Annotated in this window: 10 protein-coding genes; 7 read left to right on the forward strand and 3 right to left on the reverse strand. The window is 59.8% G+C overall.

What is annotated here, in order from left to right; all coding sequences use genetic code 11:
- Positions 1 to 54: 54 nt before the first annotated feature.
- Together HU718_RS26315 and HU718_RS26320 are read left to right on the forward strand one after the other, a co-directional pair.
- A complete protein-coding gene (locus tag HU718_RS26315) occupies positions 55 to 411 on the forward strand; it encodes a hypothetical protein (RefSeq protein WP_038361731.1) in 357 nt (118 codons plus the stop codon).
- 70 nt (positions 412 to 481) lie between these two features.
- The gene (locus HU718_RS26320; RefSeq protein ID WP_150694649.1) at positions 482 to 976 is read left to right on the forward strand and encodes a GreA/GreB family elongation factor; all 495 of its coding nucleotides are present in this window, start codon (positions 482 to 484) and stop codon (positions 974 to 976) included.
- Here the strand turns inward: HU718_RS26320 and gdhA are convergent.
- Together gdhA and ettA are read right to left on the reverse strand one after the other, a co-directional pair.
- Positions 973 to 2,328, reverse strand: a complete 1,356-nt coding sequence (gene gdhA, locus HU718_RS26325; RefSeq protein WP_186614021.1) for an NADP-specific glutamate dehydrogenase — start codon at positions 2,326 to 2,328, stop codon at positions 973 to 975. The genes HU718_RS26320 and gdhA overlap by 4 nt on opposite strands.
- A gap of 345 nt (positions 2,329 to 2,673) precedes the next feature.
- Positions 2,674 to 4,338 (reverse strand): energy-dependent translational throttle protein EttA, encoded by a 1,665-nt coding sequence (gene ettA / locus HU718_RS26330; RefSeq protein ID WP_016986192.1) that lies wholly within the window; start codon positions 4,336 to 4,338, stop codon positions 2,674 to 2,676.
- Between the two features lie 285 nt (positions 4,339 to 4,623).
- On the opposite strand from ettA, the gene morA reads away from it, so the two are divergent.
- The 5 genes from morA to HU718_RS26355 all read left to right on the forward strand — a co-directional run bounded on the left by morA (position 4,624) and on the right by HU718_RS26355 (position 13,131).
- Positions 4,624 to 8,472, forward strand: coding sequence for a cyclic di-GMP receptor MorA (morA, locus tag HU718_RS26335; protein ID WP_217868255.1), 3,849 nt, complete (start codon positions 4,624 to 4,626; stop codon positions 8,470 to 8,472).
- Between the two features lie 240 nt (positions 8,473 to 8,712).
- Positions 8,713 to 9,966, forward strand: coding sequence for a serine hydroxymethyltransferase (gene glyA / locus HU718_RS26340; protein ID WP_077574612.1), 1,254 nt, complete (start codon positions 8,713 to 8,715; stop codon positions 9,964 to 9,966).
- Positions 9,967 to 10,300: 334 nt separating this feature from the next.
- Positions 10,301 to 11,614, forward strand: a complete 1,314-nt coding sequence (locus HU718_RS26345) for a C4-dicarboxylate transporter DctA (RefSeq protein ID WP_110720273.1) — start codon at positions 10,301 to 10,303, stop codon at positions 11,612 to 11,614.
- Positions 11,615 to 11,697: 83 nt separating this feature from the next.
- The gene (locus tag HU718_RS26350) at positions 11,698 to 12,402 is read left to right on the forward strand and encodes a FadR/GntR family transcriptional regulator (RefSeq protein WP_123448187.1); all 705 of its coding nucleotides are present in this window, start codon (positions 11,698 to 11,700) and stop codon (positions 12,400 to 12,402) included.
- 18 nt (positions 12,403 to 12,420) lie between these two features.
- Positions 12,421 to 13,131: a GntR family transcriptional regulator gene (locus HU718_RS26355; protein ID WP_186614025.1), complete on the forward strand. Its 711-nt coding sequence runs from the start codon at positions 12,421 to 12,423 to the stop codon at positions 13,129 to 13,131.
- A gap of 116 nt (positions 13,132 to 13,247) precedes the next feature.
- Here HU718_RS26355 and yjiA read toward each other — a convergent pair whose 3' ends face one another.
- Positions 13,248 to 14,219, reverse strand: a complete 972-nt coding sequence (gene yjiA, locus HU718_RS26360) for a GTPase (RefSeq protein WP_150706874.1) — start codon at positions 14,217 to 14,219, stop codon at positions 13,248 to 13,250.
- Positions 14,220 to 14,303 lie beyond the last annotated feature (84 nt).

A 14,303-nucleotide genomic window follows, 5' to 3' on the forward strand; every position in this document is an offset into this window, starting at 1 on the left:
GAATCAGCTTCTAGACTTTCCCCGTAAGCCGGACAACCGGCGCGGGAGAGTGCGATGTGGCGGTGTGCGGGTTTGCTGGGTGTTGTGCTGTTACTGGGCGGTTGCCAGACCACCCATGAAGACTTGATCGCCAAGGGTTATCCACCGGCCTTCGCCGACGGCTTCGATGACGGCTGCATCAGCGGTCGTCAGGCGGCCGGTTCGATCAGCGGCGAGTTTCGCAAGAACGTGCCGCGTTATCTCAAGGACAAGCAATACGCCGAAGGCTGGACCGACGGCTTCCGCCAGTGTCAGGCAATGCTGGAAAACAAGGATCGCGAGCAGTACCGCAACGAACACTGGGACGAACGCGAGCGCGCCTGGCAGCAACAGAAAGATCAGGACGCCGGGCGGGCTTATCGCTCGCAATAGGTCGCTCCCAGACATCCAGTGAAACCAAATGCCTGCGAGCATGGCCCAAACCTCATATGAGGAGGACACCATGAGTCGCGCATTCGTCAACGAAGACAACGCCGCCGCACAAGCCGATCAGCCGGTCGAACGGCAGGTCAGCGAGCAGCCCAATTACGTCACCGCGCAAGGGCTGGCGCAGTTGCAGGAAAAAGTCGCCGAACTGCAAACCCTGCATGCCGAACAATCAGCCAGAGGTGAGCAGGCCGACAAGCAACGGCTGGCGGATCTGCAACGTGATTTGCGTTATTTCAATCAGCGCCTGAGCAGCGCACAAGTGGCGGTTGCCGCTACGTCCAGGGACAAAGTGCAGATCGGCAGTTGGGTGACCTACGCTGACGAACACGACACCGAACGCCGCGTGCAACTGGTCGGCGAGGATCAGGCCGATGCCAGCAAAGGCCTGATCAATTGGGGTTCACCGCTGGGCCGGGCGCTGCTTGGCGCCCGACTCAACGACGAGGTGCTGTGGCAGCGCCCCGCCGGCGATCAAATGATTGAAGTGATCCGCATCGAACCGGCTTAAACCACGCCCTGCGCGAGCATTGCGTCGGCGACTTTGACGAAGCCGGCGATGTTCGCGCCTTTGACGTAGTTGATCCGCCCGTTCTCTTCGCCGTAATGCACGCAAGCGTGGTGGATCGACTGCATGATCGCGTGCAACTTGCTGTCCACCTCACCCGCCGTCCACAGCAGACGCATGGCGTTCTGCGACATCTCCAGACCGCTAACTGCGACACCGCCGGCGTTGGAGGCTTTGCCCGGGGCGAAGAGAATGCCGGCCTCGATAAAGATATCCACAGCCTCCAGTGTGGTCGGCATGTTCGCGCCTTCGGCCACGCACACGCAGCCATTGCGCAGCAATGTGCGCGCGGCTTCTGCGTCTAGTTCGTTCTGCGTGGCGCACGGCAGCGCGATGTCGCACGGCAACGACCACGGCAGCTGACCGGCGCGGAATTCCAGGCCGAACGCTGCGGCCAATTCGCTGATGCGTCCGCGTTTGACGTTTTTCAGCTCCAGCAGCGCCAGCCACTGCTCTTCGCTCAGCCCGGCTTCGCAATACAACGTGCCTTCTGAGTCGGACAGAGAAATCACCTTACCGCCCAGGTCCATCACCTTGCGCGCGGCGTACTGCGCCACGTTGCCGGAACCGGAAATCGCCACGCGTTTGCCTTCGACGGTCTGCTCGCGGCGCTTGAGCATTTCTTCAGCGAAGTAGACGCAGCCAAAACCGGTGGCTTCCGGCCGAATCAGGCTGCCGCCGTAAGTCATGCCTTTGCCGGTGAGGACGCTGGTGAATTGGTTGCTCAGGCGTTTGTACTGGCCGAAGAGGAAACCGATCTCGCGCGCACCGACGCCGATATCACCGGCCGGTACGTCAACGTCAGCGCCGATGTGGCGATACAACTCGCTCATGAACGCCTGGCAGAAACGCATGACTTCGGCGTCACTCTTGCCCTTCGGATCGAAGTCCGAGCCGCCCTTGCCGCCGCCCATGGGCAGCGAGGTCAGCGAGTTTTTGAAGGTCTGTTCGAAGGCGAGGAATTTCAGCACGCCGATGTTCACCGAAGGATGGAAGCGCAAGCCGCCCTTGTACGGGCCGATGGCGCTGTTCATCTGGATGCGGAAACCGCGATTGACCTGGACTTTGCCTTGATCGTCGACCCACGACACGCGGAACACCACGGCGCGCTCCGGTTCGCAGATGCGCTCCAGAATTCCCGAGGTCAGGTAGTGCGGATTGGCCTCGAGAAAAGGCCACAGACTGCGCAGGACTTCTTCGACGGCCTGGTGAAATTCGGGTTGATCCGGGTCGCGTTTTTTCAGGCGGGCGAGGAAGGATTCGACGGATTCGACGGATTCGACGGATTCGATCATGGGAAAAGTCTCGGCAAATTTATTGTCGTTGGAGGAGATTGGGCCGGACTGTAACAAACGAAATGCGCACAGGAACAGAGCAAAATGTCGCAGTTATGAAATTAAATGGTGCACAGGATATAAATTCGAAGTTTTTTTGACCTGTTTTGCACCTGAATGGTGAGACCAAATTTGAGATCTGCACCAAAAGTTATACCGCTTTCGCGAGCAGGCTCGCTCCCACAGGGGAATGCATTTCAAAGGTGGGAGCGAGCCTGCTCGCGAAGGGGTCATATCGGCACTCCCGAAAAACCGGGCAAAAAAAACGGAGCCCGAAGGCTCCGCTCTTTTTGCAACCAACCCGAATCAGGCCAGTTTCTTGTGACGTACGCGGTGCGGCTGGGCAGCCGCTTCGCCGAGGCGTTTCTTGCGATCGGCTTCGTACTCGGTGTAGTTGCCTTCGAAGAAAATCGCTTGCGAGTCGTCTTCGTACGCCAGGATGTGTGTCGCCACACGGTCAAGGAACCACCGATCGTGAGAGATCACAATTGCAGCGCCCGGGAAGTCCAGCAGGGCTTCTTCCAGGGAACGCAGGGTTTCAACGTCGAGGTCGTTGGACGGTTCGTCGAGCAGCAGGACGTTGCCGCCCTCCTTCAGGGTCAGCGCCAAGTGCAGACGACCGCGCTCACCACCGGACAGGTCCTTGACGAACTTCTGCTGATCGCCGCCCTTGAAGTTGAAGCGACCGACGTAGGTGCGCGACGGGATCTCGTAGTTGCCGATGCGAATCTGATCGGAACCGTCGGAGATTTGCTGGAACACAGTCTTGCTGCCATCCAGGTCATCGCGGCTCTGATCGACGCAGGCCAGTTGCACGGTTTCGCCGACTTCGATGCTGCCCGAATCCGGTGTTTCCTTGCCCATCAGCATGCGGAACAGGGTCGACTTACCGGCACCGTTACCACCGATCACGCCGACGATGGCGCCTTTCGGCATCGCGAACGACAGGTTGTCGATCAGGACGCGATCGCCGTAGCCCTTGGTGACGTTCTTGAATTCGATGACCTTGTCGCCCAGGCGTGGACCGGCCGGGATGTAGATCTCGTTGGTTTCGCTGCGCTTCTGGAATTCCTGCGATTGCATTTCTTCGAAGCGTTGCAGACGTGCCTTGGATTTCGACTGGCGGGCTTTCGCGCCTTTGCGCACCCACTCCAGTTCTTCCTTCATGGCTTTTTCGTGCGCCGACTGCTGCTTGGATTCGGCGGCCAGACGATCGGACTTGGCTTCGAGCCAACCCGAGTAGTTGCCTTCGTACGGGATGCCCGCGCCGCGGTCGAGTTCGAGAATCCAGCCAGCCACGTTGTCGAGGAAGTAACGGTCGTGCGTGATCGCTACCACAGTGCCCGGGAAGTCGTGCAGGAAGTGCTCCAGCCACGCTACGGAGTCGGCGTCCAAGTGGTTGGTTGGTTCGTCGAGCAGCAGCATGTCCGGGGCGGACAGCAGCAGGCGGCACAGGGCCACACGACGCTTTTCACCACCGGACAGGTGTTCTACTTTGGCGTCCCAGGCCGGCAGACGCAGCGCATCGGCGGCGACTTCCAGTTGGCGCTCAAGGTTGTGACCATCGCTTGCCTGCAGGATCGCTTCGAGTTTGGCTTGCTCGGCTGCCAGTTTGTCGAAGTCGGCATCCGGATCGGCGTAAGCGGCGTAGACCTCGTCAAGACGCGCTTGCGCATCCTTGATCACGCTGACCGCTTCCTCGACCACTTCACGCACGGTCTTGGTCGGATCAAGTTGTGGCTCTTGTGGCAGATAACCGATGTTCAGGTCCGGCATCGGACGAGCTTCGCCCTCGAACTCGGTGTCGACGCCAGCCATGATTTTCAGCAGCGTGGACTTACCCGAACCGTTGAGGCCGAGTACGCCGATCTTGGCGCCGGGGAAGAACGACAGCGAAATGTTTTTGAGAATTTCCCGCTTCGGCGGAACAACTTTGCCCAGCCGATGCATGGTGAAGACGTATTGAGCCATGGAGAACCTTGGGTCAGTGACAGATGAATGATTGCAGCGCAGGCGATGCCCGGCCAGACCATGCGCGTCGTTCACTTGATGGTTATCAATGCGTGCGCGCTGAAAAAGTCTGAGTCTAGGAGCTGGAACGCTCCCGCGTAACCGGCAAAGCTACCTTAATGACCGGTGGCAGTCCAGCCGAGCGGGGCTGGCACTTCGCCACAACTCAAGGCATGCTAGCCGCCCTTTGGGCGTCCGGCTTATAGTGCACGTCGCGCCAGTCCAGCCAAACCGCAGGATTCCAGCTTGTCCAATGTCACTCCGCCAGCCTCTGTGAGCAGCACCCCACCGGCGCCCGGCTCGTCCCTGCGCGGTACATTAAAGGGTGCGCTGGCGACACTCGTGCTTTTGTTGCTCGCGTTGCTGTTCTGGCAACTGCTCGACCAATTGCGCGAAACCCAGAAAAACCAGCGTCAGTACACCATCGATTACACCGCCGACCTCGCTTCACAGGTCAGCCTGAACATGGCGCTGAACGCGCAAATCGCCCTCAACCTGCTACCGATCGTCGAACAACCGCAATCAGCCGACGAACAGCAGGCGCTGCTGCGCAAGCTCCAGCAATCGCTCCCCGATCTGCGTAGCCTGGCGTTGCTCACCCCTTCCGGCAAAATCATCAGCGACAGTGCCGACAACAGCCACGACGCCGATTACCTGAGCGAACTGGTGCGCCGCAGCCGTGCACAGGCGCATTACTTCAGCAACGCCGACGACGGTTCGGTGGTGCATCTGTTACTACATCAGGCCAGCGGCAGCACGCGCGGTTATTGGGCGTTACGCCTGACCCCGACGTTCTTCGACTCGCTGACCAAACAGGGTGACACCGGTCTGCGTCCGTTGTGGCTGGTGGAAAACCGCATCAACCATCAGATCATCAGCCGCGATGAAGCGTTGCCCTCGGCCAAGCCCGGCGTGCTGAGCCCGGACGACCTCGCCAACACCGTGCTGACCGTGCCGCTAAGCAGCAGCGACTGGCAACTGCGTGGCCTGTTCGACCGCCAGCGCGTGCTCGAAGAACTGCTACCGGCGTTCATTGGCAAATGCCTGTTGGGCCTGGCGTTCTCGATGCTGCCGGTGATTGCGCTGTTGAACATGCGCCGCCGCCAGCGCCAGTTGCATGAGGGTCGCCGGCGCTATCAGGACATTTTCGAAGGCACTGGCGTGGCCCTGTGCGTGCTGGACCTGTCCGGCCTCAAGCAGGTCTTCGACAAGGCGCAGATCCAGACCAGTGACCAGCTCAAAGCCTGGCTCGACCAACCGCAGCAGCGCCAGCAACTGTTGCAGGAATTGCGCGTCACCGAGGTCAACCAGGTCGCGCTGCAACTGCTCAACGTCAACTCCTGCGAGCACGCCTGGCAACTGTTGATCGACGGCCATCCACACCGCCAGTGCGCCATCGGCAATCAAGTCCTCGATGCCGTGCTGCAGCAACAAAAGCAGCTGGAACTGGAAATCAAACTGCCGGACATCAACGGTCGCGACCAACACCTGTGGATGGTATTGCGCCTGCCGACCGAGCAGCACGACTACAAAGCCGTGATCCTCAGCATCAACGACATTACCAGCCGCAAGCTGATCGAATTGTCGCTGCTCGAGCGCGAAGGCTTCTGGTCGGACGTAGTGCGCACCGTGCCGGATCATCTGTATGTGCAGGACGTGATCAGCCAGCGGATGATTTTCAGCAACCACCACCTCGGCCAGACCCTCGGCTACAACCGCACCGAACTGCACCAGATGGGCGAGTACTTCTGGGAAATCCTCCTGCACCCGGAAGACGCCGACTACTACCATCGCTCGCGCCAGTTGCAGCGCCACGCCGGTTACAGTCAGTTGTTGCAATGCCAGTTGCGTTTCCGTCATCGCGACGGCAAGTGGCGGCGTTTCGATATTCGCGAACAGGCATTGGCTCGCGACAAACACGATCAGGTCACGCGGATCATCGGCGTGGCCAAGGACATCACCGAACAGATCGAAGCCAGTGAATCCCTGCGTGACAGCGAGCAGCGCTACCGCATGCTCGCCGAAAGCATCAGCGACGTGATTTTCTCCACCGACAGCAAGCTCTCGCTGAACTACGTCAGCCCGTCGGTGCAGGCTGTGCTGGGTTACGACGCCGAGTGGATTTTCCAGAACGGCTGGCAATCGACCATCGCCAACCCGCAGCAACTGAGCGGCATCTACACGCTGATGGATCGGGTCAGCAAGGCGCTGGACAAACCCGAGCAACTGGCGGTGTTGCGCAATCAGGTGCAGACGCAAATGTTCCTGTTCGACTGCCTGCGCGCCGATGGCCGCAAGATCCCGATCGAGCTGCGCCTGGTGCTGGTGTGGGACGAGCACGGCGCGTTCGAAGGCGTACTCGGTGTCGGTCGCGACATCAGTCAGCAGCGCCGCGCCGAGAAAGACCTGCGCATGGCTGCCACGGTATTCGAGCACTCGACCTCGGCAATCCTCATCACCGATCCGGCCGGCTACATCGTGCAAGCCAACGAAGCGTTCAGCCGCGTCAGCGGTTACGCCGTGAGCGAAGTGCTCGACCAGTTGCCGAACATGCTCACCGTCGATGAGCAGCAGGACGCGCATCTGCGCTACGTGCTCAAACAATTGCACCAGCACAGCACCTGGGAAGGCGAAGTCTGGCTCAAGCGCCGTAACGGCGAGCATTACCCGGCGTGGGTCGGCATCACCGCGGTGCTCGACGACGAAGGCGATCTGGCCAGCTATGTGTGCTTCTTCAGCGACATCAGCGAGCGCAAGGCCAGCGAACAGCGGATTCACCGCCTCGCCTACTACGACGCCCTGACCCATTTGCCGAACCGCACGCTGTTCCAGGATCGCCTGCACACCGCGCTGCAATCGGCCGAACGGCAGAAGTCGTGGGTGGTGCTGATGTTCCTCGACCTCGACCATTTCAAACCGATCAACGACTCCCTCGGCCACGCCGCCGGCGACCGCATGTTGAAAGACATGGCCACGCGCTTGTTGGCCTGCGTCGACGATGACGACACCGTGGCGCGCATGGGCGGCGACGAATTCACGCTGTTGCTGCAACATCGCTCCAGCCGCGAAATGGCGCTGAACCGGGCGATCCATGTCGCCGAACAGATTCTCGGCAGCCTGGTGCGGCCGTTCGTGCTTGAAGGCCGCGAGTTCTTCGTCACCGCCAGTATCGGCATCGCCCTGAGTCCGCAGGACGGCAACGAACTCAGCCAGTTGATGAAGAACGCCGACACGGCGATGTACCACGCCAAGGAACGCGGCAAGAACAACTTCCAGTTCTATCAGGCCGACATGAACGCCAGTGCGCTGGAGCGTCTGGAGCTGGAAAGCGACTTGCGCCATGCCTTGGAACAGAACGAATTCGTCCTGTATTACCAGCCGCAGTTCAGTGGCGACGGCAAGCGTCTGACCGGCGCTGAAGCGCTGCTGCGCTGGCGTCATCCGCGTCGCGGGCTGGTGCCGCCGGGGGATTTCATCCCGGTGCTCGAAGAGCTCGGTCTGGTGGTGGACGTTGGCGACTGGGTGATCAGCGAGGCGTGCCGTCAGTTGAAGACCTGGCACCAGAATCGCGTGCGCGTGCCGAAGGTCTCGGTGAACATTTCCGCGCGGCAGTTCTCCGACGGCCAGCTCGGCACGCGGATCGCGACGATCCTGCGCGAAACCGGCCTGCCGCCGGCGTGCCTGGAGCTGGAACTGACCGAAAGTATCCTGATGCGTGAAGTCAGCGAGGCCATGCAGATTCTCGCCGGGCTGAAAAACCTTGGCCTGAGCATCGCGGTCGATGACTTCGGCACTGGTTACTCATCGCTGAACTACCTCAAACAATTCCCGATCGACGTGCTGAAGATCGACCGCACATTCGTCGATGGCTTGCCGTCCGGTGAGCAGGACGCGCAGATTGCCCGGGCGATCATCGCCATGGCCCACAGCCTGAATCTGGCGGTAATCGCCGAAGGCGTGGAAACCCATGAGCAACTGGACTTCCTGCGTGAGCATGGCTGCGATGAGGTTCAGGGCTATCTGTTCGGGCGGCCGATGCCGGCGGGGCGGTTTGAGGCGCAGTTCAGCAATGACGCGCTGTTCATGTTCGACTGAACATCGGCGGCGCGGCATTCGCGAGCAGGCTCGCTCCCACAAGGGATTGATGCCGGTCAGAAAATCGCAAGAGCTTCCCGGTTACTGTGGAAGCGAGCCTGCTCGCGAAGCGGCCTTCAAAAGCACCGCACATCTGTCATGAACGCCACTTGTCTGCGACATGATGTCGTTTCATATGCCATCCAAAACCCATTGGGTTAGAATGCCCCCCTTTTCTGCCCCCGATCCTTGAGGACCGCCATGTTCAGCCGTGATTTGACTATTGCCAAGTACGACGCCGACCTTTTTGCCGCCATGGAGCAAGAAGCTCAGCGCCAGGAAGAACACATTGAGCTGATCGCTTCGGAAAACTACACCAGCCCAGCGGTGATGGAAGCTCAAGGCTCGGTCCTGACCAACAAGTACGCTGAAGGCTACCCAGGCAAGCGTTACTACGGTGGTTGCGAGTACGTCGACATCGTTGAGCAACTGGCCATCGACCGTGCAAAAGAACTGTTCGGCGCCGATTACGCCAACGTTCAGCCACATGCCGGTTCGCAAGCCAACGCTGCTGTTTACCTGGCCCTGCTGCAAGGTGGCGACACCATTCTGGGCATGAGCCTGGCCCACGGCGGTCACCTGACCCACGGCGCCAGCGTTTCCTCCTCCGGCAAACTGTACAACGCTGTGCAGTACGGCATCGACGCCAACGGCCTGATCGACTACGACGAAGTCGAGCGTCTGGCGGTTGAGCACAAGCCGAAAATGATCGTAGCCGGTTTCTCTGCCTACTCGCAGATTCTGGATTTCCCGCGCTTCCGCGCAATCGCTGACAAAGTAGGCGCTTACCTGTTCGTCGACATGGCTCACGTGGCCGGTCTGGTTGCCGCAGGTGTCTACCCGAACCCGGTGCCTTTCGCTGACGTCGTGACCACCACCACGCACAAGACCCTGCGCGGTCCACGTGGCGGCCTGATCCTGGCGCGCGCCAACGCCGACATCGAGAAGAAGCTGAACTCCGCGGTATTCCCGGGCGCCCAGGGTGGCCCGCTGGAGCACGTGATCGCCGCTAAAGCGATCTGCTTCAAGGAAGCGCTGCAGCCTGAGTTCAAGGCCTACCAGGAACAAGTGGTGCTGAACGCCCAGGCCATGGCCGAAGTGTTCATCGAGCGCGGTTTCGACGTAGTCTCCGGTGGTACCAAGAACCACCTGTTCCTGCTGTCGCTGATCAAGCAGGACATCTCCGGTAAAGACGCCGACGCCGCTCTGGGCAAAGCGTTCATCACCGTGAACAAGAACTCCGTGCCAAACGATCCACGCTCGCCGTTCGTCACTTCCGGCCTGCGCTTCGGTACTCCGGCTGTGACCACTCGCGGCTTCAAGGTTGCAGAGTGCAAAGAGCTGGCCGGCTGGATCTGCGATATCCTGGCTGACCTGAACAACGAAGCGGTGATCGACGCCGTTCGTGAGAAAGTCAAAGCCATCTGCAAGAAACTGCCGGTATACGGCGCTTGATGCGACGTTAAATCCGCAGCATGAAAAACCGGCCAAGTGATTGGCCGGTTTTTTTTCGCCCCTGATTTCCCGTGTAGGAGCTGCCGCAGGCTGCGATCTTTTGATCTGGATCTTAAAAACAAGATCAAAAGATCGCAGCCTTCGGCAGCTCCTACACGTGGCTATGGCCACTGGTCAGACCGGTCATGCCAATTTTGCTGTTTTCACTTGTCATTCCGAAAAAACCGAGCGTAGACTGCACCCGCACTGGACATACCGGTAAGACCACAATAATTAAGTCCTGAATCTGAGCGTGCAAGCGCCAGCAGCCGGGACACCGACCAGGATTCCTCCCATGCTCAGATGGTGCTCGCGTTCAATCTTCCTCCAAGTGGTTCTCGGACTGGTGCTCGGCATCGTCTGCGGGCTGACCCTTCCTGAATACTCGGCCCAGCTCAAACCGCTCGGCGACGGCTTCATCAAACTGATCAAGATGCTCATCGGCCTGATCGTGTTCTGCGTGGTGGTCAGCGGCATCAGCGGCGCGGGCGATCTGAAGAAGGTCGGGCGCATCGGCCTCAAGTCGGTGATCTACTTCGAAGTGTTGACCACCATCGCGCTGGTGATCGGTCTGGTGTTCGCCTTCAGCACCGGCATCGGCAGCGGCGCGAATATTCATTTAGAGCAGCTGTCGGCCGCCGACATGGGCGATCTCGCCGAACGCAGCCAGCACATGCACACCACCACGCAGTTCCTCATGGACCTGATCCCGACCTCGGTGATCGGCGCCTTCGCTGACAACAACATCCTGCAAGTGCTGCTGTTTTCGGTGCTGTTCGGTAGCGCGTTGAATCTGGTCGGCGAAGCAGCTTCCGGGATCTCGCGACTGATCAACGAACTGAGCCATGTGATCTTCCGCATCATGGGCATGATCGTGCGTCTGGCACCGATCGGCGTGTTCGGCGCCATCGCTTTCACCACCAGCAAATATGGCCTCGACTCCCTGCAACATCTAGGTAGCCTGGTCGGTTTGTTCTACCTGACCTGCATCGCTTTCGTCAGCGTGATTCTTGGTCTGGTGATGCGTGCATCCGGCCTGCGCATGTGGCCACTGCTCAAGTATCTGCGCGAAGAACTGCTGATCGTCATGGGCACGGCATCGTCCGACGCCGTGCTGCCACAGATCATGCGCAAACTCGAACACCTCGGCATCGGCAGCTCGACCGTAGGCCTGGTGATTCCGACCGGCTACTCGTTCAACCTCGACGGTTTCTCGATCTACCTGACCCTGGCCATCGTCTTCATCGCCAACGCCACCGGCACTCCACTGGCGATGACTGATTTGCTGACGATTCTGCTGGTGTCGCTGATTACCTCAAAAGGCGCCCACGGTATTCCCGGGTCGGCACTGGTAATTCTGGCGGCCACGCTGACAGCGATTCCGGCAATCCCGGTAGTCGGTCTGGTGCTGGTGCTGGCGGTGGACTGGTTCATGGGCATCGGCCGGGCACTCACCAATCTGATCGGCAACTGCGTCGCCACCGTCGCCATCGCCCGTTGGGAAAAAGACATCGACGTACAACGCGCCAACAAAGTACTCAGCGGTCAGCAGGGCTACACCTTTCAGCCGCGTAAAACAGCAACTCCGGCGCACCAGCAGGAGTTCTGATTTCAACCCTATCGGCGCTGCCGCAAGTGGCGATCTTTTGATCCCGGTTTGCGGCGCCCCTTTAGGCACATGGAGCAAGACAAGTGATTACCACATCAACCGTCGTCAACTCAGTCGTAGAAAAACTGCGCGCCGCATTGGCCCGTGGCCAGTGGCGCTCCGGCGACATGCTGCCGGGCCAGCGCGAACTGGCCGAACAATTGGGCATCAGCCGCCCGAGCCTGCGTGAAGCGGTGATCGTCCTGGAAACCCTTGGTCTGGTGCGTTCGATGCCGGGCAAAGGCGTGGTCGTCCTCGACGCACAACTGAGCGACAGCCAGAGCCACGACAGTGCAGTCGCCGGCGCCAGCCTGGAAGACGTGCTGCAACTGCGTTACACCCTTGAGCCGTTTATCGTCGGCCTGGTCGCGCAGTCGATCAGCAGCAAGGAAGTCGGCCAGTTGCGCCTGACTTTGATGGACATGCGCGAAGCCCTTGAAGCCGGCGACAGCGACGCTGGGGTCAGCGCTTACATCGCCTTTCACGAGGAGCTGTTCACGCTCACGTCGAATCCGATCTTCCAGAGCGTGGTGCAGCAGACCAGCAACGCCCTCAAGCAGAGCGCCGAGGTGCTGCGCAATTCGCCGGAGCATCTGGCTGAGCGCTTGGAAGAAAACGAAGCCGTGGTGCGCGCCATTCGTAGCAAGAACAGCGCACAGGCCAGCGCCGAAATGCGTCGGCACATTTTGCGCGAAGGCCAGCGGATGGGGATTGAGTTGAATATTCCGGAAGACAACCTGAGTCGCTGATCCAATGGGAGACCGGTCATGAACAGTTTCGCCTCACCGTCGCAAACCCAATCGACTACTACGCCCCTGCCCTTCTCCCGCCTCCGCGAACCGGCAGAGGGTCTTTATCCGCGACTGTTCGATGCGATTCTGGAACAGCGCATCGATTCGACCAGCCGATTTACCGAGGACAGTTTGAAAGAGATGTTCTGCGCCAGTCGTGCCGATGTGCGGCGGGTGCTGACGCAGTTGTCGCTTGAGCAGGTCATTGTGCTGCGCGCCAATCATCGGCCGCGTGTGGCAGCACCCGATCGGGAGCAGACGCGGCAGGCTCTGCATGCGCGGCGACTGGCCGAAAACACCTTGGTGCGTCTGGCCTGCCAACGTCCGCAAGCGGAAGGTTTGAAACGGCTGCGCGGGTTGATCGAGCGCGAGCGTCAGGCCGTTGAGCAGAATCGGCGCGGGGCGGCGATTCGCTTGTCGGGAGAGTTTCATCTGCACTTGGCGCAGATGGCGGGTAATGCACCGTTGGCGCATTTTCTTGGCAGTCTGGTGCCGCTGACGTCATTGGCGATTGCGCGAAGTCAGTGCCAGACGCATAGCTGTTGCGCATGGCAGGAGCATTTGGCGCTGGTTGAGGCAGTCGAGCGTGGCGATGCTTCCAAGGCTGGCATGCTGATGAATCAGCATCTGGATCATCTTGAGGAGACCCTGCTGGGTTCAGACCTTGAGCATTGTGCTGTCGGTTAGATCGCCTTCGCGAGCAGGCTCGCTCCCACAGTGAACTGCATTCCTCCTGACAGAATGCGAATTACTGTGGGAGCGAGCCTGCTCGCGAAGAGGCCATCACTGACAACCGAGATCCATCAGGCAGAAGCCACTCTGGCAAACCCCGCCCGAATCTTCTCTTCCGGCAAATCATCAGCAATAAACACAATCACACTTTCCCGCGCCTCACCCTCGGCCCATTCAGTGTCCCAGTCGAAACCGTAAAGCTTCAACACGCCCTGAAACACCAACCGCCGATCCTCACCGGCAATGTTCAGCACACCCTTGTAACGCAGCAATTGCTTGCCGTGTTCTTCCAGCAGTTCATTCATGAACTCGCTGAGCTGATCGATATCCAGCGGCTGATCGGTGCGCAATACCAAACTGGAAATACGATCAATCGACGGCGCCTTGCTCACCGGGCGCAGGCTCAACCCACCGCCAAGATCGGCGTTGAGGTTGAAGCCGCGCACATCCAGCAGTTCAGCCAGATCGATGCTGCCGTGTTCAACCACACGGATCGGCGCGCGACGGTTGATCCGCGTCAGGCGTTCGCTCAGTGCGCTGAACGTGGCTTCGTCGACCAGATCGGTCTTGCTCACCAGCAAACGGTCGGCAAAACCGATCTGCGCCTGAGCGATGGTCTGGCTCAGATGCACGTCCGCATGGGCGGCATCGACCAGGGTGATGATGCCGTCGAGCAGGTAACGCTCGCGCAGTTCTTCGTCGATGAAGAAGGTCTGTGCCACCGGAGCAGGGTCGGCCAGACCGGTACACTCGATGACCAGACGATCAAAGGCGATCTCGCCACTGTCCAGACGCTCAAGCAGCAAGTACAGCGCCTTGGTCAGGTCAGTGTGAATAGTGCAGCAGACGCAGCCGTTGGCCAGGGTCATGACTTGCACCGGCTCATCACCCAGCAACTGCGTGTCGATGCCGGCGTCGCTGAATTCGTTTTCGATCACGGCGATTTTCAGGCCGTGCTCGGCTTTCAAAATATGGCGCAGCAAAGTGGTCTTGCCGGCGCCGAGGAAACCGCTGAGTACCGTTACAGGTATGGGAGAAGACAAAACAGATCCCCTTCACAAAATGAATGAACAACACAAAAACAACTGTGGGAGCGAGCCTGCTCGCGAAAGCGGTGTGTCAGTCAA

It is taken from the genome of Pseudomonas tensinigenes (assembly GCF_014268445.2).
GTDB lineage: Bacteria > Pseudomonadota > Gammaproteobacteria > Pseudomonadales > Pseudomonadaceae > Aquipseudomonas > Aquipseudomonas tensinigenes.

Bases quoted from the DNA above. Each gene is read 5' to 3' on its own strand.
- HU718_RS26315 (WP_038361731.1), top strand. From the start codon at position 55: ATGTGGCGGTGTGCGGGTTTGCTGGGTGTTGTGCTGTTACTGGGCGGT.
- HU718_RS26320 (WP_150694649.1), top strand. From the start codon at position 482: ATGAGTCGCGCATTCGTCAACGAAGACAACGCCGCCGCACAAGCCGAT.
- gdhA (WP_186614021.1), bottom strand. From the start codon at position 2,328: ATGATCGAATCCGTCGAATCCGTCGAATCCGTCGAATCCTTCCTCGCC.
- ettA (WP_016986192.1), bottom strand. From the start codon at position 4,338: ATGGCTCAATACGTCTTCACCATGCATCGGCTGGGCAAAGTTGTTCCG.
- glyA (WP_077574612.1), top strand. From the start codon at position 8,713: ATGTTCAGCCGTGATTTGACTATTGCCAAGTACGACGCCGACCTTTTT.
- HU718_RS26345 (WP_110720273.1), top strand. From the start codon at position 10,301: ATGCTCAGATGGTGCTCGCGTTCAATCTTCCTCCAAGTGGTTCTCGGA.
- HU718_RS26355 (WP_186614025.1), top strand. From the start codon at position 12,421: ATGAACAGTTTCGCCTCACCGTCGCAAACCCAATCGACTACTACGCCC.